This is a genomic window from Nocardia sp. NPDC059154, from assembly GCF_042755705.1.
Classification (GTDB): Bacteria; Actinomycetota; Actinomycetes; order Mycobacteriales; family Mycobacteriaceae; genus Nocardia.
Window position 1 is genome coordinate 1 of the sequence record NZ_JBHZCS010000055.1, and the last position, 24,241, is coordinate 24,241.

A 24,241-nucleotide genomic window follows, 5' to 3' on the forward strand; every position below is an offset into this window, starting at 1 on the left:
AGAGAACAACTCCACCATCACCGGATCTGTCGCCGAGATCACCACCCGAGAAACGATACCCGTTGCCGCTCAACGACTTACGGGACATCCCTTAGTTCAGCTTCCTTACCAGAAGCCAAGGAGCGCGAGTAGTTGTGGTGCGCGTGCCTGTGCAGACGAGAGGCCTCGTTCGATTTCTGGCGCAGCGACCGTAGTAGCTCATGCCCAAGTTGAACGATCGACAGACCGCACGCGCCCAACATGGCCTCGCTGCTACCAGTCGAGATCGCCGGAAGCTCCCACGCTTTGCATCTATTCTGAGCCAACATTCCCTGGCGTGTGATGGCGCCGGGGGTCGAGCCAGCCGGACACCGCATTCCAATCGGCCGGTGTCATACGACTGCTGAGGCTGTTCCCGCCACTGTGGGCGCAAAGATGCCGCTGTTGCTCAGCGACGTACTCCATCCGTTTTCCACACCACCGGCACTTCTCAAGTTCCAACTTTACTTTCTTCACCTCTTCTACGCACAGTACTAAGTTCGTTCCGAACTGCTGAATATGATCAACTTAATGGGAATTCTCCGCTACGAGCAGCTACAAGTAAGTTCCAAGATCACCTTAGGACCGCCCCTCTGCACACTCCTCTGCTACAATAATTTCAATCGTCGTGAACCACCAAACCTCGCGACTGCCAGAGCCAATTCGAGAGCCACTACCGCTGTACCGGCATAACAATAGCTCACGTATAAACAGTCACAGAGGTGAGGCTTCATCCTTGGCTAAGATCTGGTAGGACCCGCGAGATGGATCTGTGCGTTTTAGCGTCACCAAGCTACACCATTCCGTCAGTAACGTTATGATGCCAAGCTTATTAAAATATTCGACAGATCCCCTGACGCATCTAGCCCGACTGATCGGCAGATCATGAGCCGTCGACTCAGGGACTACTGTACGGGCACTCGTCTATTACGGCTCCAGGGCACGGCCAACAATATATGGAATATGAGTCAAGATATCTAAAGTCACTTCTTTGCCACGGAAGAACGGATAGAGTTAAGCCACTCAACGGTGGCTTTCTTGCCGTCTATCCAATGTTTTTCAATTAGCGAAGATGCTGACTTGAGATCCGACTCTTGAACGGCAGCCAATATCTGCCTGTGCTGACGATCTGCACTCTCCCGCGCGAGAACCTCTCGCATGTAAGTTAATTCGTACCGGGAGATGCGCATGCGGGACTGCCCCAACATTGAGATCAGACGTGAGTTGTTCGAGGCCTGGACAAGAGCACTGTGCCAGGCGCTATCAAGCCTCCATCTTTCGACCGCCTCTGTGCATTGCTCAAGCTCGTCGAGAACCTTCCCGAGTTCGACATAAGCGTCGGAGCCAAGGGGTTTCGATGATCGAACCGCGAGACTTTCTAATGCTGCATGGATCGGATAAATCTCTTCCGCCTCGTCGGCGCTGAGGGGGCGGACAGTAAACCCTCTCGCTAGTTTCGATACAAGGACTCCCTCGGATTCCAAACGTAGCAGCGCTTCACGGGTGGGAGTCCTGGAGACACCGAAGGCTTCGCTAATAGATGCTTCGGTTATAGCCTCGCCGGGGGTGAAGGCCCCTTCGGCGATGCCCAAGGCGATCCGTCGGTAGACCGACTCCCTGAGCGGTTCACCACGTGGAATCGGGTCCACAGACGCGATATTCAATTCGTTACCTCCAGGCCAGCAGTGAATGCCGAAGCGAGTTCTGCACGAGTCGTCCATCATATTCCAGTGGATCTCACGCCCCGGAAGCGGCATCAATCCCCAGTTCCGATGCCGGCGCCTGTTCAGGCGAGGGCCTCGGTCACCAATTCTCCGCCATGCAGGGCTCGAGCTAGCTCGTCGGAAATGTTGCTTCCTGTTAGGATCGTCCCCACGCGACCTCGACAGAGTCCGGGGTCTTCGATCAGGGCCGCAACACCCACGGCTGCGGCCGGCTCCAGGGTAAGGCCGAGCGTGTCGCGAACAAGCACCATTGCGTTGTAGATGCTGGTCTCGGAGACACTCACGACGTCGTCGACGGTCGCTTCCATCCAACTCAGTGCCGCTGGCACCGGGATCCGGATTGCGATGCCGTCTGCAATCGTCGCGGCCTGCGCAGGTACCTCAGCCTTTCGCTGCCAGCTAAGGAGCATCGACGGTGCTGCCTCCGCGACGACACCGATAATCCGGGTCTGAGGAGAGCGAACTTTCATCCATGTGCCGACGCCAGTCACCAGAGCCCCATTTCCCAGAGGGACCAGGAGTGTATCGAGGTCTTCATGGGCTAGTTCGAGCCCGATCGTTCCCGCGCCCTCGCTGATCGCGGGCTCCCGACCATCCTCTACAAACAATCCGTCAGGATGGCTAGCAGCGAAGTCACGCGCGGCGGCCTTGGCGCTATCGAAATCGTCTCCAACCAGGGTGACTTCCGCACCGAGGGCGCGCATCCTGTCTACTTTTCGCTTGTTGGCTGTTCGCGCAGCAAAAACGCGGACGTCCAAAGCCCGGGTTGCACCCGCCCACGCGATGGCTTGTCCGAAGTTTCCCGCAGACGCCGTGATCACAGGTCGCCCCTTCTCCACCTTACTCATGCAGTAGTCCGCACCCCGCCCCTTGAATGAGCGAAGTAGGTTCATGCACTCGACCTTGACGACCACTGGAGTGCCGAAGTGATCGGATAGCCCAGGATCTTCAAACTGCGGAGTATCGGTAAACCTCGGGCTTATCGACAGCGACGCTTCTTCGATGTTGGCAACGCTAAGTTCTGAAACCATCTGTCTATCGTATACGATAGACAGACAGGACGGAAGGGGTACAAGCTGCGCAGACTCTCATCACCGCTAGACGATCTCAAGCACAGTCAACTAACAGCCGCTGTGAGCATGCCGCGCCATCCCGATCGGCGCCACAGCCTCTTCGCCTGCCCGGAGGTAGGGCAGAAACAGGTATGTCCCCCGTGGTTCGGCGGTAGCGTCCGCCGCAAGCATGTATCAGAGTGTCGAGAAAGGGCAGGCCACACATGCGGAGACTTTTCGGAGAGAATCCCTCCGATTCGGCCGACCGGCTTAAGCGGGAGGCCAGCGTGAGTAGAATATACAACCGCGAGTAGGACTGAGTGTTGCCCCGAGGGCCAAGGGCCTGGAGGCGACCAGGTCGGTAAGTCGACCAAATCGGTGGACCGGTCAGTACGGAAGAGGTGCGACCCGGTTGACGGTTCGCTGGGCGCCGTTCGGTGGCGCCGGCGTAGATGGTCCGCTCATCAGTCCCGGCGCCACTCATTGGCGATTCATGCAGGTTGCTCCGCGACTCGTTGCAGCCGCGCTTCTGTGAACACCAGGACGCACGAATACCGGATGCAAATCTCCTGGATTCGCTCTCGTGTTCTTGGCAAGCGCATGCAGGTTCCGCAGCCCCCTTTCTCGGACGGTGGCTGCAGCCCTCATGGCGAACACTATCTTCGTGGCTGGCGCGCCGCAGAGCTCCGCAGAGACCGTGTATGAAGCCCCCGGCAGCGGTCAAAACAGCGGCTGTCAGCCGCGGAGAGGCCCCATGACAGGAGCCCATTCGACAATTCGCGTTGATTCCAACAGATTGAGACGAGCGAAGGGATCTTGAGCGAAAAGCTCGTACGCTGTCGCAGCGTCGGTCGCGACGATAACGATGAATGCTCCGGTTTTGTCGGCGAACGGTCCTGATGCAACGATCGTACCGTTCTCGACAAGGCCTTTGAGCCACTCGCGATGCTCAGCACGGTGCGTATCTCGCGCCGAGACGGTCTCGGCCGAATAAGTGTACTCCACGACGAAAAGGGGCATGTTCTCTCTTTCATTGTTGGGTGAATAGTCGAAACTGGTCGGTGCCATAGCCGACGCCGACGCTGAGTGCGCAACCGAGCACCGTCGCCGGATTCCACTTCGCCGACCTGCTGCGTCAGCGGCATCGCGCAATCCATTCATCGTCTTGACACCAGTATCGCCTGGTCGAGGTGGCAGTTCCGAGGCAGAGTTCAAACCGCCAACAGCGATCTGGTCATAAATGGTTGTCCTCCATCCTCCGCCCTCCGATGTATCTTGCGCCGCTGTCACATCCAACTTGTCCGTTAGTTCCAGGAAACCGAGGCGCGTATCGTCTAATATTGCACTGATCCGAACCCACCGGGATTGGGACGGCAGTGTTTACTTCATTGCTTGGACGTAACCAGCCAGCGTCTGCCGCGACCTGGCGGCCTGGCTACTCAAGCAAGAGTCCTACACTGCGGACCGACTACACGCATTGCCAAGTGGGATGCCAGGTCCGGCTCGGTACCATCTGACAGCAGGCATGCACCTTCGTCGCTAAAAATCACTAGAAAACGACGTGCAAGGGCCCATAGGAGCGATGACTAAGTGCGCGGAAGTGCGGCGCCTCCTCCTCGGGGTCGAGGCGCACCTCCGGAACACGGTTCATAATTGCCTTCATGGACTCTCGCATCATGAGCCGAGCGAGCCACATGCCCAGGCAAACTCGCGGGCCGACGTTGAAGGCGAGATGGTCGGCCGGAGACTTTCTCTCCAAATCAATCGAATGCGGGCAAGCGTAGTGCTCCGGATCCCGATTAGCGGCAGCGTTCACAAGGCACAGCGTGTCATTTTGCTTCACCGCGGCACCCCCGAGCGTCAAGTCCCGATTAGCGACCCTGTACCTCCACTGGACAGACCCTAGGGATCGTAGTGTCTCTTCGACACATCGATTGAGACCGGCTTCATGGTCACTTGACGCGGCGTCACGGATCTCCGGGTTGGTCAAGAACAGATAGAACAGATTCGCGATGGCGTTCGTAGTAGTTTCCCCGGCGGCGATCTCGATACCTCGCACAATCGCCAAAACATCATCGACGCTAACCGGCCCGTAGTATTCCGGTGCTTGGGTCCAGATCTGGCTGATTATGTCGTCACCGCGCTCATCCCTACGCGCGAGAACTAGAGGTCTGAAAACTTCGTTCAGCTTGTCAGAAGCCAGCTTCGCTTTCCGAGTGACTTCCTCGCCCGAGTAGCCCATTCCAACCCAGGTTACAATATCGCCATGCCATTTCTCAATGTCAGCGAGAAGTCCATCATCCTTCCAAGGCAGCCCGAACATAGATGCCATAATTCGAGCCGGCACCACTTCCGAGAATTGACTAGAAAGTTCGGCCCTTCCCGCGTCAGCGAACCGGTCGATGGCATCATTGATTACGGGGAGAACATGCTCATCACGGTACTTCGGCATCATCGAGGGGCCCAGGAGGTTCAGGTAGAGTCGACGCATACGGGTATGGTCGTCTCCGAGCAGTGAGCTAACCGCCGTCTTCCCGCCCTTAATTTCGAACGACAGAGGAGGCGCGTCCGCCACGACGATTCGATATGTACCTTCGTCTGATTCGACTTCTTTGCAGAGCTCATAGCTCAACACGAGCCAGCAGTTCATTCCAGGGTCCCAAATGACAGGGCCCCTCTCTCGCAGAATCTCGTAGGCCGGGAACGGATCGATATCCGCTAGCGAGAGCATCGACCATTGCGCGGACAACGGTGAAAGCTTGGCGGTACTCATGGTGTAAATCCTTGTCTTTGGTCCAAGAATGAGCGCCGTGCCGGGCGACGCTTTACTGAACTGCAATCAGTTGGAACCGTGAGTGCATCGGCTTTATCGACCGCTGGCGGGTTCCCATGGGAGTTTTCAATCACTGCGTGCCCGAATTCCCGGAACAAGCAGGTGTAACAAGCGGACGAGCCGAACGCGCCCCGAACTGGGATTCTTTTCATTGTCTGGACGGCACGCTCGGCTCACCACTCCTACCTTGAACATTGCGCGACCTTGCTGGCCAAGAAAATCCAGCCTCAAGCCGACGCAATATATCAGAGATCCACAATGGGCAGTTTCTCGGGCGACACCTCGGTCAGGAATTCCACACCGTTTGACCTGACTCTGATTACTTCCTCCAACTCGAAAACGCCACCGGCAGCCACAAGCTTGGGCTCAACGTGGAGGATCATGTCCTCCAGAATAGTTTCCGTAGACCCGGGCGCCAACGACGGAGGCTCGGTAATCCCGACTCCTGAGCCGTGTCCTACGCGGCCCGCACCGGGCGTCAACCCGTCAGCCGCAACGTTTCGCGCAGTCCAGGTATCTTGGAACATTGAGAACACGTCACCGCCAGTCATTCCAGGACGAATCCCTTCGGCCACGCGGAGAGTTACCTCTCGAACGAACTGATACAACCGCTCCTGTTCGGAGGTGGCCTTACCAACCTTGGCAACCCGGTTCAGATCACTGATTGAGTCGCCGCGGCGAGCGCCGAAGTCAACCCAGATGAAATCGTCCACCTCTAGTTTGCTGTCACCATTCGGCTGAGTGGGACTCTTGACTTCCTGCTGAAATCGGACCGGAAGCCAGTCGACCGTATCAGCGCCGAGAGCGATAAGGCGCTGCTTAAGGATCTGACCGTACTCGTACTCGGTCATTCCGAGGCGCAGGTCCCCCAGGCCCGCATAATAGGTGTCCGTGGCAATCTTGCAAACGATTCGCTTCGCCTCGAACTCATGCTCGCTCTTAATGACACGCTGACTCCAAATTACATCGTCGGCGTCCGTAAGCCGGAAGTTCTTGGGTTCAGCTCGAAGAAGGTCGGTCAAGGCAATCGAGCCACGTCCGAACATGTTTAGGCCGTAGTCGAATCCGACAACGGAGCCGCTCGGCAGGCTATCGAGGCAAGCTGCCGTGCTTTCCATAGCTACATTGACAAACCCATTATAGAAAACTGGATGAACATTGGCGTTGCGGCCGCAGTACTCATTGTGGCCTTCAATCTGGCTAATCACTAGCGCAATCCCTGGCGCGTCGGGCCGCACGACTGCGAGCATCGGACGCGTGCTTCCCGACCAGAGAAGCGTCCTAAAACCCGTGTAATACTCGATGTTCTGCTGAGAGGTAAGGATCAGTCCATCTAGCTGCGCTTGCGCCATGTTCTCCTTCAGGCGATCAATCCGCGCGTTGATTGTAGACTCACTTGGCCAAACAGGATTAGTTGCCGACATGCTATGCTCCGTTGGTAGTCGTTATATAAGTTCATCTTGAGCTGCAAGAATTAGGACGTGATCGCTTCTATAGTTCCACTTATATGTGATCCCCGTTCGCCTCGTGTTGGCCAAGCTTAAGTACCGTTTGCTTCGGGCTCCATGACTAAAATTGCACCCATCAGTTCCATACTGGTACCGGTCCAGTGCGAAGACTTGCACTCGCAAGGCAACCCTCCGATACTCCGGCCCAGTCGCCGCTGCGGCTTGACACGATCATTGAGAGTCCTTTTCGGATGCATAGCCGAGGAGTTGTTCGACTCACCGGTGCACTCGCCGGACCGGATGTGACTGAGACTGCGCAGCCGCTCCCCGCGCGATGAGCCCATCGGCTGCTTCGGGTGTTAGACCTGATTCGATCAACAACTCGCGAGTGTGACCGCCGAGCGCGGGAACATCTCCCATGGCAGCCTCGACGTCGGAGAAGGTAACTGGAGGAAGAAGCGCGGGCACAGCAGCGCGTTCAGTGCCGACCTTGCGCCAGCGATCGCGTGCGGCCAGCTGGGGGTGATCGACCATCTGCGCCACCTGCTTGATCTGCGCAGAGGGCACTCCTGCCCGGCGTAATGCCTCATCTAGATCGGCGGTCGCCCATCCGCTGGTTCGCGCGGCGACCAGAGCATCGCATTCGAGACGGTGCCGGACTCGGGCGACGTTCTCAGCGAAACGCGGGTCGTCGGCTAGTTCGGGACTGTCGAACACGTCGGTGACAAGAGACCGCCACGCGCCGTCGGTCTGGACGCCGATGAGGATCTGCCCGTCGCGCGTTGGGTAGGCGTCATATGGTGCAATCGCGATATGCCCCAACCCCATTCGCGGCGGCTGATTTCCGGTGTACATCTGCGTGTACATGGCGTGCCCCATCCATTCGACAGTGGATTCGAGCATCGACACATCGATGGTGGCGCCCTCGCCAGTCCGGGAGCGGCGTAGCAAGGCCGCCAAAACACCTTGGGCGCAATACATGCCGGAGGCGATGTCAGCGGTGGGGATGCCGGTTTTCACGGGCGTCTCCGGGGTTCCGGTGATCGAGATCAGACCCGACTCGGCCTGTATCAGCAGGTCGTAGGACTTGTGTTGCGACATCGGCCCCCTGTCACCGAAACCGGACAGATTCACCACCACCAACTCGGGCTTGTCCCGCCGCAGTTCCTGTGCACCCAAACCGAGCCGTTCCGCGGCACCCGGCGCCAGGTTCTGGACGAAGACATCGGCTGCGGCGATCAGATTCCGGATCACCTTGTGTCCTTCGGGCGTCTTCAAGTCGAGGGCGATCGACTCCTTGCCGCGGTTGAGCCACACGAAATGCGCGGCGGTACCCTCCACGATGTGGTCGTATCCGCGAGCAAGATCGCCACCGCTGGGGTTCTCCACCTTGATGACACGGGCTCCCAGATCGGCAAGGTTGCGGGTCGCCAAGGGGGCGGCGACCGCCTGCTCGATGGCGACCACGGTGTATCCCTCAAGTGGGCGGATCATGCCGCCCTCCGCTGTTCGGCCCGTACCAGTCCCCCACCGATGATCAGACGCTGAATCTCACTGGTGCCCTCGTAGAGCCGGAGCAGACGGACGTCGCGGTAGATACGCTCGACCGCTACCTCGCGCATGTAACCCGATCCGCCATGGACCTGCACGGCGAGGTCGGCCACTCTTCCCACCATCTCCGTGCAGAAAAGCTTGGCAGCCGACGGTGCGATCCGCCGATCGGCACCGGTAACCCAGGCCCGCGCGGCGTCGCGCACCATCGCGCGGCCGGCGGCGACCCCGGTGTACTGGTCGGCCAGCATCGCCTGGACCAACTGGAATTCACCGATCGCGACGCCACCCTGAGTCGCGGTGGCGGCGTAGGCGACCGATTCATCCAGCGCGCGCTGAGCTTGTCCGACCGCCAGGGCCGCGATGTGTACCCGCCCCCGCGCCAGGGAGGTCATCGCCGCCCGGTAGCCGACCTCTGCATCGGCGCCCACCAAACCGTCGGCGCCCACGCGGACACCGCTGAATGTGACATCGGCGGTGCCTGCGCCCTGCTGCCCCATCTTGGCGTCCTTGCCGCCAACTCGAACCCCGGATGCATCGGCGGGAACGAGAAAGACAGCGATGCCGTTCCCGGACTTGGATGCCGGATGAATACGGGCGAACACAAGGAAAAGGTCCGCGATGGGGGCGTTGGTGATAAAGCATTTACTGCCGTCGATTACCCAGGCACCGCCATCCGCCCGCGCGGTCGTGCGTAAACCAGCGGGGTTCGACCCGGCACCCGGTTCGGTCAGCGCGAATGACGCCGTAATGTCTCCCGAGGCCATCCCGGGCAGCCAGCGGGCGCGCTGCTCATCGGTACCGAAGCCGACCAGCACTTGCCCCGCAATCCCGTTGTTGGTGCCGAACATCGACCGGAAGGCCAGCGAGCTGTATCCCAGCTCCATCGCGATCTCGACGTCCTGGATCAGGTTCAGTCCCAGTCCGCCCCATTGCTGGGGCAACGCATATCCGAACAACCCCATATCAGCGGCTCGAGCCCGCAGGTCGGCGGGGATCGAATCGGTTTCCATGATCTCCGGTTCGCGCGGCACCACGCTGGCGCGCACGAAATGGCTCACCTGTCGACGGACGTCCTCGAAGACGTCATCAGGCACCTCCGGATTCAGCGTGTTCATGCGAACTACTATCACCCAGCCCTTTACGATCGGTCCAATACTTAATCGGTAGATGTGCAATACCAAAAGTGCAATAATCGTCGACATGGAGATCGAACAGCTCCGGGCGTTCCTCGCCGTCGCGGAAGAACTGCATTTCGGACGCGCTGCAGAGCGCTTGCATATCGCCCAGCCTCCTCTCAGTCGCACGATCAAACAGCTCGAGCGAGACCTCGGCAGCACACTGTTCGACCGCAATACCCGTTCGGTGAAACTGACCGAGAGTGGTAAGGCGTTGGTAGGTCCCGCGAAGGAAGTTCTCGGTGCAGTACGCCGCGCCCAGGCCTCCGTGCGCTCCGCCGACAACGGCGACGCCGGAGTAGTGCGCATCGCCTTTGCCGGAGTGTCGACCCACCGCTTACTCGCGCGGTTGGCGCGCGAAGTCCGATCTCGACGGCCCGGCATTGAACTGGAACTGTCCAGTCAGAATTTCGCCCAGCCCGCTATGAAGAAGCTGATCGACGGCGAGACCGACCTCGCGCTGGGGCGCTGGGATATCATTCCGCCTGGAATCTCCGCACATGTCGTCATGCCGGATTCGCTGGTGATCGCCGTGGCCGACACCCATCCACTGGCCGGTGCCCGAGAGGTCTCGATCGTGCAGTTCGTCGACGAGGCGTTCGTGTCGCTGACCAGGCACGAGGGAGCTGTGTTGCCGGATCGATTGCGGCGACTGGCCAAGGACCACGGTTTCGTCGCCGACATCGTACAAGTGGCACCCGACACCCAGACCGCATTGGCGCTGGTGAGCGCCGAGGTCGGCTGCCACCTCACGCTTGCATCGGTGGCCCACAACGTCAACGACCCGCACGTCATCTTCCTGCCGCTGGCGGATGCGGCTCCCGACGTAGATCTGCGAGCCGCTTGGCGCGCCGACGACACCAGCCCGGCTCTACGTGCGGTCCTACTCGAGGTCACGGCCCTGGACCCGGTCTTCGTCCACCAGCTTTGAGCGTGCCACGTGCTCTCGTCGGTATTGAGGCCACCGGAGGCAGCCTCCGGTGGCCCGGAACCAGGAAACCGAAGACCGCGGTGGGCGCCGAGTTGGTGGGGCCGGCTCATGGCCCAGGCTCGCGCGAGCGGGCTGCAGCTGACAGGCGAGGGCGGGCTGCTGGGGCAGTTGACCAAGCTGGTCACCGAATCCGCCTTTCGACGGCGAGATCACCGATCATCTCGGTTACTACCGCGGTGACCCGGCTGGTCGGGGAACACCCAACTCCCGCAACGGAACCCGCTCCCCTAGCCCATTTAGCCGCAGACTGCAGCCGCGTCCTTGACACTTCTAAAAGACGACGTGCAAGGGCCCATAGGAGCGATGACTGAATGCGCGGAAGTGTGGCGCCTCCTTCTCAGGGTCAAGACGCACCTCCGGAAGACGGCTCATGATTGCCTTCATGGACTCTCGCATCTTGAGCCGAGCGAGCCACATGCCCAGGCAAACTCGCGGGCCGACGTTGAAGGCGAGATGGTCCGCGGGAGACTTTCTTTCCAAATTAATCGAATGTGGGCAAGCGTAGTGTTCCGGATCTCGATTAGCGGCCGCGTGCACAAGGCACAGCTTGTCATTCTTCTTCACCGCGGCACCGCCGAGCGTCAGGTCCCGATTAGCGACCCTGTACCGCCATTGGGCCGATCCTAGGAATCGTAGTGTCTCTTCGACACATCGATTGAGACCGGCTTCATGGTCACTTGACGCGGCGTCACGGATCTCCGGGTTGGTCAAGAACAGATAGAACAGATTCGCGATGGCGTTCGTGGTAGTTTCGCCGGCAGCGAGCTCGATATCCCGTACGATCGTCATCACCTCGTCGACGCCAACCGGACCGTAATACTCCGGCGCATGTGTCCATACCTGGCTGATTACGTCGTCACCGCGCAGATCCCTACGCGCAAGAACCAGAGGTTTGAAAAGATCATTCAGTTCGTCAGATGCCAGCTTCGCTTTCCGCGTGGCTTCGCCGCCCTCCTCCGGGTATCCCAATCCGATCCACGTTACGATGTCTCGATGCCACTGTTCCATCTGGGCGAGTAGACCGTCATCCTGCCAGGGCAGCCCGAACATGGATGCCATAATTCGAGGCGGCACCACTTCCGAGAATTGACTAACTAGTTCGGCCTTTCCAGCGTCGGCAAAACGATCGATGGCGTCATTAATTACGGGGACAACGTGCTCTTCACGATACTTCGGCATCTGCGAAGGGCCCAGAATCTTCTGGTAGAGTCGACGCATCCGGGTATGGTCGTCTCCGAGTAGTGAGCTGAGCGCCGTCTTGCCGCCCTTCACTTCGAACGACAGAGGAGGTGCGTCCGCGACGACGATTCGATATGTGCCCTCGTCCGATTCGACTTCTTTGCAGAGTTCATGGCTCAATACGAGCCAGCAGTTCATTCCTGGGTCCCAAATGACAGGTCCCCTCTCTCGCAGAACCTCATAGGCCGGGAACGGATCGTTATCCGCTAGCGAGAGCATCGACCATTGCGCGGACAACGGCGATAGGTTGGCGATACTCACAGTGAAATTCCTCCTGTACTCCGAGAACGAGCCCGTACCGGGCGACGCTTATTTAAACTGCAATCAGTTAGAACGGCAGGTACGCCAAAGCTCCAGCGACATCTGGCGGGTCCCGTGAGAGTTTCAACCCCGGCGCGCCCGAAAGAGCGGAAAATTCGGACCCAACTGACAAGCCGAATTCGCCCTGAAATGGCTATCGATTGAAGCGCCTGGAGGGCACGCTCGGCTCGCCACCCTGAACGTTGCGCGACCTGGCCGCGGAAAAGCCTAGGTATCAGGCCTGTCCGCGCAACCTGTCAGAGTTCCAAAACGGGCAGCTTCTCGGGCGACACTTCGCTCAAGAATTCCACGCCGTCCGACCGGACTCTAATCACTTCCTCCATCTCGAAAACGCCACCGGCAGCCACGAGTTTGGGCTCTACATGGAGGATCATGTCCTCCAGAATAGTTTCCGTAGACCCCGGCGCCAACGAAGGGGGCTCGGTACCGTCAACACCCGAGGCATGTCCGACGCGGCCCGCGCCGGGCGTCAATCCAGAAGGTGCAATATTCCGTGCAGTCCAGATATCGTGGAACATTGAGAAAACGTCACCACCGGTCATTCCAGGACGAATCCCTTCGGCCACGCGGAGAGTTACCTCTCGAACGAACTGATACAACCGCTCCTGTTCGGCGGTAGCCTTACCTACCTTGGTAACGCGGTTCAGATCGCTGATCGAGTCGGCGCGGCGGGCGCCGATGTCAACCCAGATGAAATCGTCCACCTCCAGCTTGGTTCCATTATTCGGCTGGGTTGGACTCTTGACTTCTCGCTGAAAGCGGACCGGAAGCCAGTCAACCGAATCGGCACCGAGACCAATGAGGCGCTGCTTAAGGAGCTGACCGTACTCGTACTCAGTGATTCCGAGGCGAAGGTCGCCCAAGCCCGCGAAATAGGCATCGGTGGCGATCTTGCAAACGGTCCGCTTCGCCTCGATTTCACGCTCGGTCTTAACGAGGCGCTGGTTCCAGATTAGATCGGCGGCTTCTGCAAGACGGAAGTTATTGGGTTCACTCCGAAGAATATCAATCAAGACGATCGAGCCGCGTCCGAACATGTCTTGGCCGTAGTCGAAGCCGATAACGGAGCCGCTCGGGAGGCCCTCGAGACAGGCTGCCGCGCTTTCCATGGCTACATTGACAAACCCATCATAGAAGACTGCATGAACATTGGCGTTGCGACCGTAGTACTCGTTGTGGCGTTCAATTCCACTCATGACGAGCGAAATCCCAGGCGTATCGCGACGGGCAACCGCGAGCATCGGACGCGACTTCGACACCCAGAAAAGTGTCCTGAATCCCGTAAAATACTCAACGTTCTCCTGAGAGGTGAAAAGCAGTGCATCAATCTTCGCCTGCGCCATGTTCGCCTTCAGGCGATCAATTCGCGCGTCGATCTCAAGCTCGCTTGGCCAAGAGGGAATGGTTATCGACATGCTGGCTTCCCTTTGTAGGTCGTTGAAGTGGTTTGTTCAGCTCAATCACGCGAGTAGCTGGTGGTGCTATGTGTCTCTCTAGCCCTGGTTGCGACATGACACCCGGACGCCGCGTGTGGCACCACACTAAGTACCGGTTTCCTCAGCGTCCATTACCAGTACTGCACCCAACAGTTCTGCATTGGTACCGGGCCAGGTGCGGAAGTGTGCACTTGCTGTACAGCAGCCCCACCTGGCCAACATCACGGCCAATCCCTGCCGCGTGGTCGGTGTCCACTTCTTCAACCCGGTGCCGGTGCTGCCGTTGGTCGAGATCGTCGCAACGCTGCACACCGATCGCGAGGCTGTCGACAAGGTCACCGCTATGCCCGCGACGTGCTGGGTAAACGCACCATCGACTCCTTCGCCAGCCACAAACGGCCCTTCGCTTGGGCAGTTGCGCCGCCCGCGTGAACAACGGTGTGATAACGGGGATATCCGGACAATGCAGCGGGATCGCGGACGAGGAATCCGGTGTGCTCCAGCACAGTGGAGAGTGCTTTGATCTGAAAGATCGCGTCGTCAAGCCCTCTTCGCCGAGATCTTCGTCGTCTCGCAAGAATTTGATGAAATCCAGGCAGGTGGGCGGGTCTTCCCCGGCGGGTTGGGCGGCGCCCAGACCCTCTCGCGCAGCGCAGAGTTGTCCGCTGGTGCAAAGTCATTCAGCATCTTGATCTCAACGACCCATCCGGGTGCGAAGAGACAGCGGTGCCGACGGGTACACACTCGCGCACGATCGATATCAAAAGAAGTGGCCTTTCACCAACACGTACACATATACCGTGCCCACCGTGTCGGTTGCCGCATGCGAACCACGTCGCCGCCACGGGTGAACATCCTCGCCCGACTTCCCTTGCCACGATGGCGGAGACTACGACCGCAACCGGCGGCGGCGAATGTAGACAGTGCGCCGTTGACAGCGAAATCCATCGCTCTAGACCTGACCGCCGGCCCCAGAACGGTCCGGCCGGCGGCAGGACCCGCATTGCGCGGATACGCGAATGGTGCTGTTGGCCAAATGTAATGCGTCTGCACCAGCGGCCGTGACTGGAGCCCTCGGAACGGGTCCAGCGGTTGTGGGAGTTCCTTTGCGCCACAATGGGTGCGGGAGGAGACGATCACACCATGGCACGACGTCGGCACACGCCCGAGCAGATCATCGGCAAGCTGCGTGACGGCGAGAAGCTGCTCGGACAGAATTCCTCCGTTGAGGATGTGTGCAAGCACCTCGAGATCGCCGAGGCGACCTGGCATCGCCGGCAGAACAGTACGGCGGCATGAAATCCGATGACGCCATACGGCCCAAGGAGCTGGAGAAAGAGAACACCAGGTTGAAGAAGATGGTCGCCGAGCAGGCCCTGGACATCGACATGCTCAAGGAACTGTCCTGGAAACTTCTGAGCCCGGATCGGCGCCGCAGGGCCGTTGTGGTGCTGCGGGATCGATTCGGGGTGTCCGAACGCCGAGCCGGCCGGGGGGCTGGGCAGTCACGCTCGGTGCAACAGCGACCACCGGCGATCGATGAGATCGAGCGGGTGCTGCGGCAACGTTTGCGGGCGATCTCACGAATGCATCCGCGGTGGGGGTGGCGCAAGGCGCACGCGCTGTGCCGTGTCAAGGGATTGGTGATCAATCGCAAACGCACGCACCGTCTCTGGCGTGAGGAAGGGTTGAAACGTCCGGCCCGGGTTCGGAAGAAGCGCCGGATCGGGCCGGGCCGGCATCAACGGCTACGAGCAAGGATGTGGGCGACATTGGGATCCGCTTCGGCAAGGGTCGATCACCAGAGAAAGGAGCTCGCGCATCGACGCACCGGGATCCGCCATCACCTGCTGTCAGTGTCACCGCACCCAGACCAGCGTTCCGGATGAGCGCCAGCCTTCCGGATGAGCGCGATCGGCTCCTCCGGGCTCAGGCCCAGGCGTGCCCGCTCTGCGGCTCCCTCACCGATCGTGGTGATCAGGTCCCGCAGCTCACACGAGGACAGACCAATCGGAGCTGGTACCCTGAACAGATTCCGCGCTCATCAGCCAACATCGGCACGAACGCGCTCCTGGCCTGCACCGGAGTTTCCGACGTAAACGGGCGTCGTGTGGTAGTTACCGGTCAGACGCTGCTGCCCGTACCCGGAGCCTGCCGAATCCAGCTGCTCTGAGCTTGTCCACGGCACCGGAAAAACTTCGGCTTCGACGGTCTGACGGCGCATGACGACCGGTACGCCTGGGCCGACGAGGACGTCCAGGTGGCCTACAAGTTGTGGGAAGGGTCATGGGACGACGGTGCGCTGATCCAAGATAAGGCATCGGGTCTGCACGGCGACTTCTCCAAGGTCCACAAGATCAATCACGACGGTGACCGCTACCGCGTCGAGGGTCCGCATCTGGTGGCCCCGTCCCCGCAGCGCACTCCGGTGCTCTTCCAGGCCGGATCCTCCCCCGCCGGTAGACGATTCGCCGCGCGGAATGCAGAAGCCCAGTTCATCATGTCGCCGAATCCGTCCGTTGCGAAGCGCCTGATCGAAGACACTCGGGCGCTGGTCGTCGAAAGTGGAAGAAAAGCAAACGACCTGCAGTTCTTCCAGGGTTTTTCCTTTGTCATCGGGTCTACCGAGGAAGAAGCCCACCGCAAGGCGGCCGAACTCGATGAGTACATCGACCTCGATACCATCGTCGCGCACTCCGCCGGCGGCATTGGGATCCACCTAGGGCACTACGACCTCGACACCCCCATCGGCACTGTCGAGACCGAAGGCTCTCGGAGCATACTGAAGTGGCTTCGTGAAGCGGTGCCCGGCAGAGAGCCGACCGTGCGTGACCTCGCCCAGCTGCGCAGCCGCAACGGCCGAGTCGTGGGCGCCCCCGAACAGATCGCCGACCACCTCGAGCAGTGGCGCCACGCTGGGGTAGGCGGAATCAACGTCGTCAACGCCACCATTCCTGCGAGCTATGTCGAGTTCATCGACCATGTCATCCCTGTCCTGCAGGACCGTGGACTCGCGCAACGCGAGTATGCAGAGGGCACTGTGCGTCACAAGCTCACAGGCTCGGACATCCTCCCGGACAGCCACCCCGCCGCCGCGTACCGCGGTGCATTCACCAGCTGAGGGCAAGCGGAGTTGGTTCCAGCCACACCCGAAATCATTCGGCTCGAACGGTGTGCATTTTCGGCGGGTGCAGATCAGCTCTTCGCTATCGGGGGCCATGTCGGCAGCGCTTCGGTCCACCGTGCCGCGAGCACAACCACCCGAAGCCCTTTGAGGCCACTACCAGTACTAGTCCCTTTCGACCCTGCCGAAACCGCAGATCACACCGACAGAAGGGGACCTTGACCGAACACTGGTTGGGCGGCGGGCGCCTTGTCCCGCACCTGGTCGGCCGTCTTGACAGGTTGTGATCGCGGCTCTCAACGCGCTTATTCTGGCTTGTGGTGGGATTGCTCTGCGGACCAGGCCGCAATCTGCGTCCGCGAGGTGAATCCCAGTTTGGTGAGGATGTGCTCGACATGTCCTTGCGCTGTGCGCTGTGAGATCACCAGCCGGGCGGCGATCGCCTTGTTGGTCAACCCCTCAGCGACGAGGTCGGCGACTTCGCGCTCACGCTTGGTCAAACCCGCCGATACACCTTCGGCTGCTGCCACGGCTTGATGCTGCTCACCCAGCGCGAAGTCGACCGCCGCCTCGAAACTCATCGCGCCACCCTCGCGGTAAGCGGAATCGTATCGCCTGCCGAGTAGGTCGCGGATGCGCCGCTCGCATTGCTGATGGTAGGTAAGAAACTGGGGATACACGATGCTAGAGGAGCCGATTGCGTGACCGAGTCCGTGGGCGGCGCCCAGCAACGTCGCCGCGCGCCGGGCATCATTCTTCTCGGCCATGATCCACGCCAGTATTTCCAAACCGACCGCGGCGACAAGCGGATTGTCCACCCGTCGCGCCAACCGAAGAGCCTCCTCCAACAGCTGCACCGCCCGCTCGCGCTCACCCTCCCGCCAGACGGCGAACGCCATGGGCCGCAGTGCCAGCGAGCGGAAGTAGGTCTCGCCGAAAGAATCCGAGACAGTCAGCACTTTCTCAAGGCAGCCGATAGCACCGGGCATGTCCCCCTGTAGCACGAAAGCCCAGCCGAGCGAAACAAGTGCCCTCATTCGGATTATCACCTCACCGCGGGCAGTGAATGCTTCGACGGCATCGTTCAATCGGGCGCTCGCGCGAGCGAGATCGCCATTGCAGAGAGCGGTGTACCCGTCGGTGAAGGCGAGCAAAGCAGCAATAGCGGGATCGGCCGTCTGCTCGGCCAGGGCGCGAAGCTCGGCCGTGCACTCCATTGCGGCCGGAAGGTCACCCAGATGCGCGGTGAGCACGCTGTTCGTGGTGAGAGCCTTGGCTCGGTCGACTGCCGGCGCGTCGAATGCGCTGGCAAGCATGCGGTCACACCATCGGCGCGCCTCGCCGAACCGCCCGCCCGAGATCCAGAAGAAATGTAGTGCAGCGGTGGTTCGTAGCCCGGCCTCGGCGACCTCCGATCGGCTGAACTCCAGTGCCTTGCGCAGATTCGGTAGCTCACGGGTGATTCGGGCGATCCATTCGAGCTGGCGTGGACTGACCCAGTCTGCCTCCGCCTCAAGCGCCAACTGCTCGTACCAGTCCCGGTGGCGTCGGCACAGTTCCGCATCCTCGCCGGCCTCGGTGAGCTTCTGCATGCCGTATTCCTGCACGGTCTCCAGGAATCGGAATCGGACTACGCCTCTGGCTTCCTCGCGGATTAGGACCGACTTATCGACCAGCGCGGACAACCTATCGAGGAACTCCGGCTCGGTTATCTCGCTGCCGCAGACGTCCTCGGCGGCGTCGAGTTCGAAACTGCCGGCGAAGACCGACAGCCGACCCCACAGCCGTTGTTCGGCTGGCGTGCACAGGTCAAAGCTCCAGCCGATGCACCACCGCAGCGTTTGCTGCCGTGTCGGTGCGCCTCGACTGCTGCGGGTCAGCAGGCCATACCGGTCGTCCAGACGCGCCAGGATCTCTTGCACAGACATGGTGCGCAGCCGTGCCGCTGCCAGTTCGATCGCTAACGGCAGCCCGTCCAGCCGGGCACAGATCCGGGCAACGTCGGCCCTGTTGTCCTCATTCAGGGCGAAGCTGGGCACCGCCGTTGCGGCCCGTTCGGCGAACAATGTCACCGCATCGTAGTGGACCACTTCTCGCAGCGTAGGTTCGTTGGCTTGTTGCGGAACTCTCAGCGGCGGCACCGGAAACACCGATTCCCCGCCGATATCCAGCGCCTCTCGGCTGGTCGCCAGAATCCGTGTCTGGGGGCAGGCCCGCAGCAGCGCCTGGGCCAGCTCGGCAGTCGCATCCACTATCTGCTCGCAGTTGTCCAGTACCAGCAATCTGTGCACGGACAGGAATTCCATGAGCACCTTGAGCATCGGTCTGCCGACCTGGTTGCGCAGACCGAGGGTGGCGGCCACGACGTCGACAAGCGACGCCGCATCGCGCAACTCACCCAACTCGACCAGCCACACCCCGCCCGCGAAATCCCGCCGAACCTTGTCAGCGACCCGTAGCGCTAGTCTGGTTTTGCCGACGCCGCCAGTTCCAGTCAGGGTTACCAAACCCGACCCCGCCAATAGGGTCTTCACCTCCGCCACCTCGCTGCGCCGATCCACAAAGGTGGTCAGCTCCCGCGGCAGATTCCCCATGCCATCGCCCGCCGAATCGAGGGCTCGACCTAGGATCTTGCTCTCATCCACAGTTGCGGGCGTTGCCTGTTCGGCTCCTGGTTCGGCCCGCAGCGCCATCTGATCGACACCGAGTCCATGCGCGCGCTGCACCCGCTGCAACTGCTCACCCAAAACCGCGGCCGTGGGACGCTCCTGCGGGTCACGCGACATCGCCACTTCGATCACCGCGCACACGTCCTCCGGGATTCCACACTCGCGCAGGTCCGGAACCGGCTGGGTCGTGATCCGCAGGAACTGCGCTACCACCTGTTCACCGCTGCGGCGCTCGAACGCCGCGTGACCGGTCAGCGCACAAAATAGTGTGGCGCCCAACCCGTACACGTCAGAACCGCGGGTCGGTGAATCCCCAGCAAGGACCTCCGGTGCGGTGAACGCCGGCGAACCGGTCACCGCACCGGTTGCCGTCCGGAAACCCCCGGCCAGACGGGCGATGCCGAAGTCGGTCAACGCCGACTCACCGTAATCGGTGAGCAGAATGTTCGCGGGCTTGACGTCACGGTGCAGAACCTCCGCGCGATGTGCCGTTTCCAGCGCACCCGCCATCTTCACCCCCAGGCGGAGCACTTCCTCCACCGACAGCGGGCCATCGCGGCGGATCCGCGCGTCCAGCGAACCCTGCGGGTGGTACGGCATCACCAGGTACGGCCGACCGGTCTCGGTTTCGCCGACCTCGAGCACCCCGATGATGTTCGGATGGCCGGTCAGCCGGCCCATCGCTTGTTGCTCACGAAAGAAACGTTCCCGATTCTCATCGAGTTCGCAGGTAAGGACCTTCACCGCCACCATGCGGTCCAGAACAGGCTGGATGCAGCGGTATACGACGCCGAAACCACCCCTGCCGATCTCCTCGGCATTTTCCAACCCGACAGCACTCAACTCCGTGACCACATCAGTGCCAAGATCACGTTGCGTCTTGAATAGATCGGAGTCCACCATTAGCCACTCACATCACACTGCTCGGCTTAACAAGACGATACCCCGCCCACATCGTGGCACGTGTGAATCGGGAGGTATGCGATTCTCCTCTCATCGTGGAGATTCATAGAGGGGAGAGGCCTGATGGCGGAGAAGAGATGCAAGTTCGATAGCGAGTTCCGCGAGGGAGCGGTGCGGATTGTGCGCGAGACGTCGCCCGATCGCGCAGGTCGCCCGGGAGCTGGACATCAACGAAGGCACGCTGACAACCTGGGTGGCCCGGGATCGGCAGGTTCGTGACGGCGCCGCCGGTGACCGGTTGAAGCGAATCAGAACAACGGCAGGAGCTGCTGCGGCGGCGCCGGGAGAATGCCGAGCTGACGATGGAGCGCGTTATCTCCGGCCCGTTGGCTGTCTGTCGTTGATACAGTCGCGCATACGCCCGCACCGTGTTCGGCGACCGCTCCACCGCATGGCAAGTACGCGAGAACATCTCGACCGGCTCCACAACCGCGCGGCGCCGCCCACCACCGTCCACGAGTCACGAGCCCGCGGCACGCGGCCAATCGGGCCGAGCCGCTGCCCGCGGCGTGTCCGCTCCTCTGCAGGATGAGCGTCGGCCAAGGCACGTTCCAATGTGACCGTCAAAAACGCGCTGATGCGCGGGTGCAGCTCCTCAATGCAGCCCAAAAGGACATGGGTGAGCTCGACAGGACGCAGATCACCAGCATCGATCATTGGCCGTCTCATGAGCCGACAGGTAAAAAGATATCTTTCATGGATTCTCCGGTGAGCAAAGCTTCCAGTAGAGATCGTCGATGGTTTCTGACGCTCAGCCGGCTGCCCGAATATCTGGAGGGCGGCCGCCATTTCTGCGACAGCTAGATTGCTCTTATTTGTTTGGCTTTTTATCCCGTTTACCGATACAGTCACCTTTCGATGCCGCCGGCGAACTAAACTCTAACTCCTGGGAATTGAATCGTGCTGCGATGTTTTTTTCTTTGTCTTATTCTTCGGCCTCAGATGAGTCACCCACCCATCGATCCTCGCCCTGATTTCTCATCGTTTTCTTCCCTTTAGCAAGAACTGCTGATATCGGGTTGGGTGGATGCTCCCTCGGGAGTCGCAGCGTCAGGCGCGCCACACCAGTGCCAACATCACAAGCGCCGCCGCCGCGGGCGCTGCACACGTGAACCACACGGCGATATAGCCGCTCATCGTCGGTGCGCCGGAAGTGGCTGAGGTGAAGCTGGACAACAGCGTGCCGAAGGACGCGGTTGCCACGGATGCACCCAGCACCTTCAACGTGCTATATGTTCCCGTCGCGGTGGCGACGTTATCTCTGGGCACAACCCCCGAGATATAGATCGGCAAACCCGCGATCAACAGTCCGCAACCGAAGTTTAGTGCCGCTCCCGCTCCCAGGATCATCCATACGGAACTATGGAAGAACACCATGCTAACGTAGGAAACTCCGGCGACACCGATTCCGATCGACAAAACAGATCGAACCCCGATCTTGTTAGATATGGGGCCAGAGAGTGACGAACCGACCACCAGAGCCACCAGGATGGCGGCGATGGACAGGGAAATCGCCGAGGAGGAGAACCCGAATCCGTAGCCGAGCTTCTTCGGGTCCGCGGATAGAAAGGTCACCAATGGTACCGTCTCGCCATAGACGACAACGCCATAGCACAGCGTGAGCAGCATAGCCGGCAAAATCGCTGTGCTAGCGAACAGACGCAAGTTCACCATCGGATGGTCAGTGCGCAGTTCCCACCAAGCCCACGCCACGAAAACCACCGACCCTGCCGTGATGCCAATCCAGATTCGCGGCGCCGCCCAGCCGGTACGCCCGGCCTGGAGCATGGTCAGCAAAATGGCAGCCAGCCCTAGTGACACGCTCAAGGCGCCAATCCAGTCGATCGGCCGATTGGTTCGGGTCGTGGACTCGGGAACGAGAAACATCGTCACAACACCGCAGAGGACCGTCAACACCACAGGTATTGCCAGTGTTAGCCGGATGTCACCGAGTACAGACTGAATCGAACCGGCGACCAAGCTGCCGAGAAGGTAGCCAGCGCTTAAAGAGCTGGCCAGAAGGCCGATCCCGGTGGTAGCCCGCGCTCCTGCGAGCTTGTCTCGCACCAAGGCGATCTCCAATGCGAGCCATACCAGGATCGGTGCCTGTATACCGCATCCGAGCAGAACGACGAGGAACGACGGTGCCAGGCAAATCAGAGCGGACCCCGCGGCTGTCGCCCAGACCGCTACATTGAGCAGACGGCGATGACCATAGCGATCGCCGAGCGCCGAGAGAATCGGTATCGAGACTGCCGCGCCCAGCAATCCGACACTGAAGAACCAGTTCAAGGGGCCAGCCGCGACATGGAGATGAGCGCCGATATCGGGCAGGAGCGGGAGATAGAAGCCTTGGATGAGGCCGGCCCCGAACTGGAGCGCCGCCAGGACGGCGACGACAGACCAGATGCTCAGCCTTGTGCCCGGCGATGGTGGCTCCGCGGCGTAGTGGGGGCCGGGGTTGGTATTCAATGGCATCGTTGCCGCTCCTCGTGCTTGCATCCGCGTCGCGCCAGTGCGGTGACCTCATCGGTGGCGCCGGCCTGCCGCAACGCAGCCACCAGCGCGACCGTGCTGCGAGCGTCGGTGAGGGAGAGGTCCTCCACAGATCAGGTTGCGGGCCGGCTATCAGTTCTGTCCAGCTGCTGCAGCGTGCGGATCAGCTCAGCCCTACACGACCTGCGAAAGCTGCTCAGCAATGGTCCCCGACCGCGCGGGACCGACGAGCAAAGACCATCCCACGGGCCGATTCTCTGCCTTGGTCGTTGACGGAAGCAACCGTCTCACTGAGCCACCCCGGTCAGTCTAGAGACTCGTCTTCTGTGCCAGGTCAGGAGACCAAGATCTGGGGGAGTTGCGCCAAGTGCAGAGCCAGTGCACCGGTCCGCCGATGGTGTCGGCTCGGGTTGTGCACGTTCGCCGCTTCGATAGTCGGTGAATATTCTTCAGCCACAACCGTTTTAGTGCCGTCGCGATGAATTCACAAGCGACGAGGTAGTCGTGGACGGGCGGGGCAACACATCTGCCGGTCCGCGTTCGCGAGCGAACACAACCAGATCCGCTGCTACGAGTGCAGCTGAAAACGACGGCAGGCAGTGGTATCGGCGAATTTCACCACGGCATTCGCAAGAGCCTCGGCGGCCTTGCTTCGATTGTCGCCGAACCGCTGCAGCGCCCGCGCAATGGCATCCCGCTCGCAATTTCGATCATCGTCCACCGCTACCGTGAACCCGCCTGCCGGATGGTGGCGGGCAGGCCAGCCGCTTGCATGATCCGTCCTGGCATACGCTTGACCAGCAGTTCGACGATACGGCGCAGCTCGGCGACCTTGCCCAGCCACGGCGATCGCATCAGCAGCTGCTGGGCTCCCGACAAGAATCTCGTGGTTCGTTCGGGCCGGTCCACACCTGCCCGGATCAGGCCGACGAACGCGGGGATGTGTTCGGGTATCTCGCGCAGGGCCGCCAACCGGACCTTCGTCGCCATCTGACAGACAAGTGCGCGCGGGTGATCGGGTGAGTCCGCGGCGGTCAAAGTGATGACCGGCGGTGCGCCCGAGGACGACGCGCACCGCACGAGGGCCTTTAGCCGGTTCCACGTCCGCGGGATCGAGATTCTGCAGATGTCGCAGGATCACGGCCCGACCGGGTCCGAAATGAACGCGCACTGGCACATCGAGGTGTTCGAGCACCTG

General features: G+C 60.7%; 17 protein-coding genes and 2 pseudogenes. 6 read left to right on the forward strand and 13 right to left on the reverse strand.

Going from position 1 to position 24,241, the window contains the following annotated elements:
* Positions 1-1,001: 1,001 nt before the first annotated feature.
* The 7 genes from ACFXN1_RS36115 to ACFXN1_RS36145 all read right to left on the reverse strand — a co-directional run bounded on the left by ACFXN1_RS36115 (position 1,002) and on the right by ACFXN1_RS36145 (position 9,744).
* Entirely contained in the window at positions 1,002-1,682 is a 681-nt protein-coding gene (locus ACFXN1_RS36115; protein WP_379444862.1) for a GntR family transcriptional regulator, read from the reverse strand.
* A 122-nt stretch (positions 1,683-1,804) separates the two neighbouring features.
* Entirely contained in the window at positions 1,805-2,773 is a 969-nt protein-coding gene (locus tag ACFXN1_RS36120) for a threonine/serine dehydratase (RefSeq protein WP_379444863.1), read from the reverse strand.
* Between the two features lie 756 nt (positions 2,774-3,529).
* Positions 3,530-3,862, reverse strand: a complete 333-nt coding sequence (locus ACFXN1_RS36125; protein WP_379463792.1) for a YciI family protein — start codon at positions 3,860-3,862, stop codon at positions 3,530-3,532.
* A 481-nt stretch (positions 3,863-4,343) separates the two neighbouring features.
* Positions 4,344-5,567, reverse strand: a complete 1,224-nt coding sequence (locus tag ACFXN1_RS36130) for a cytochrome P450 (protein WP_379463793.1) — start codon at positions 5,565-5,567, stop codon at positions 4,344-4,346.
* Between the two features lie 305 nt (positions 5,568-5,872).
* Positions 5,873-7,051, reverse strand: coding sequence for a M24 family metallopeptidase (locus tag ACFXN1_RS36135; protein ID WP_379446465.1), 1,179 nt, complete (start codon positions 7,049-7,051; stop codon positions 5,873-5,875).
* A gap of 300 nt (positions 7,052-7,351) precedes the next feature.
* Positions 7,352-8,569, reverse strand: coding sequence for a CaiB/BaiF CoA transferase family protein (locus tag ACFXN1_RS36140; RefSeq protein WP_379446464.1), 1,218 nt, complete (start codon positions 8,567-8,569; stop codon positions 7,352-7,354).
* Entirely contained in the window at positions 8,566-9,744 is a 1,179-nt protein-coding gene (locus ACFXN1_RS36145) for an acyl-CoA dehydrogenase family protein (RefSeq protein ID WP_379446463.1), read from the reverse strand. The genes ACFXN1_RS36140 and ACFXN1_RS36145 overlap by 4 nt, the downstream gene beginning before the upstream one ends.
* Before the next feature lie 85 nt (positions 9,745-9,829).
* Here ACFXN1_RS36145 and ACFXN1_RS36150 point away from each other — a divergent pair, with 85 nt between their 5' ends.
* Entirely contained in the window at positions 9,830-10,735 is a 906-nt protein-coding gene (locus ACFXN1_RS36150) for a LysR family transcriptional regulator (RefSeq protein ID WP_379446462.1), read from the forward strand.
* Positions 10,736-11,065: 330 nt separating this feature from the next.
* On the opposite strand, the gene ACFXN1_RS36155 is transcribed toward ACFXN1_RS36150, so the two are convergent.
* A complete protein-coding gene (locus ACFXN1_RS36155) occupies positions 11,066-12,295 on the reverse strand; it encodes a cytochrome P450 (RefSeq protein WP_379463794.1) in 1,230 nt (409 codons plus the stop codon).
* Positions 12,296-12,591: 296 nt separating this feature from the next.
* A complete protein-coding gene (locus ACFXN1_RS36160; RefSeq protein WP_379444866.1) occupies positions 12,592-13,770 on the reverse strand; it encodes a M24 family metallopeptidase in 1,179 nt (392 codons plus the stop codon).
* Positions 13,771-14,002: 232 nt separating this feature from the next.
* Here ACFXN1_RS36160 and ACFXN1_RS36165 point away from each other — a divergent pair.
* From ACFXN1_RS36165 to ACFXN1_RS36180, 4 genes and pseudogenes are all read left to right on the forward strand, one after another.
* Positions 14,003-14,172, forward strand: a pseudogene (locus ACFXN1_RS36165) (3-hydroxyacyl-CoA dehydrogenase NAD-binding domain-containing protein); the annotation flags it as partial.
* 762 nt (positions 14,173-14,934) lie between these two features.
* Positions 14,935-15,090 carry a hypothetical protein gene (locus tag ACFXN1_RS36170; protein WP_379444867.1) on the forward strand — a complete coding sequence of 52 codons (156 nt, stop codon included), beginning with the start codon at positions 14,935-14,937 and terminating at the stop codon, positions 15,088-15,090.
* Between the two features lie 59 nt (positions 15,091-15,149).
* Positions 15,150-15,680 carry a hypothetical protein gene (locus tag ACFXN1_RS36175; RefSeq protein ID WP_379444869.1) on the forward strand — a complete coding sequence of 177 codons (531 nt, stop codon included), beginning with the start codon at positions 15,150-15,152 and terminating at the stop codon, positions 15,678-15,680.
* Between the two features lie 302 nt (positions 15,681-15,982).
* Positions 15,983-16,912: pseudogene (locus ACFXN1_RS36180) on the forward strand (NtaA/DmoA family FMN-dependent monooxygenase); the annotation flags it as partial.
* A 308-nt stretch (positions 16,913-17,220) separates the two neighbouring features.
* Here the strand turns inward: ACFXN1_RS36180 and ACFXN1_RS36185 are convergent.
* A complete protein-coding gene (locus ACFXN1_RS36185; RefSeq protein ID WP_379444870.1) occupies positions 17,221-20,487 on the reverse strand; it encodes a protein kinase in 3,267 nt (1,088 codons plus the stop codon).
* 588 nt (positions 20,488-21,075) lie between these two features.
* Here ACFXN1_RS36185 and ACFXN1_RS36190 point away from each other — a divergent pair.
* Positions 21,076-21,351 (forward strand): hypothetical protein, encoded by a 276-nt coding sequence (locus ACFXN1_RS36190; protein WP_379444871.1) that lies wholly within the window; start codon positions 21,076-21,078, stop codon positions 21,349-21,351.
* Positions 21,352-21,597: 246 nt separating this feature from the next.
* Here the strand turns inward: ACFXN1_RS36190 and ACFXN1_RS36195 are convergent, their stop codons facing one another.
* The 3 genes from ACFXN1_RS36195 to ACFXN1_RS36205 all read right to left on the reverse strand — a co-directional run bounded on the left by ACFXN1_RS36195 (position 21,598) and on the right by ACFXN1_RS36205 (position 24,033).
* Positions 21,598-23,025, reverse strand: coding sequence for an MFS transporter (locus ACFXN1_RS36195; protein ID WP_379444873.1), 1,428 nt, complete (start codon positions 23,023-23,025; stop codon positions 21,598-21,600).
* A complete protein-coding gene (locus ACFXN1_RS36200; protein WP_379444874.1) occupies positions 23,016-23,153 on the reverse strand; it encodes a hypothetical protein in 138 nt (45 codons plus the stop codon). Before ACFXN1_RS36200 ends, ACFXN1_RS36195 begins: the two co-directional genes overlap by 10 nt.
* Before the next feature lie 613 nt (positions 23,154-23,766).
* On the reverse strand, positions 23,767-24,033 hold the full coding sequence (locus ACFXN1_RS36205; protein WP_379444875.1) for a hypothetical protein: 267 nt from the start codon (positions 24,031-24,033) through the stop codon (positions 23,767-23,769).
* Between the last annotated feature and the right edge of the window lie 208 nt (positions 24,034-24,241).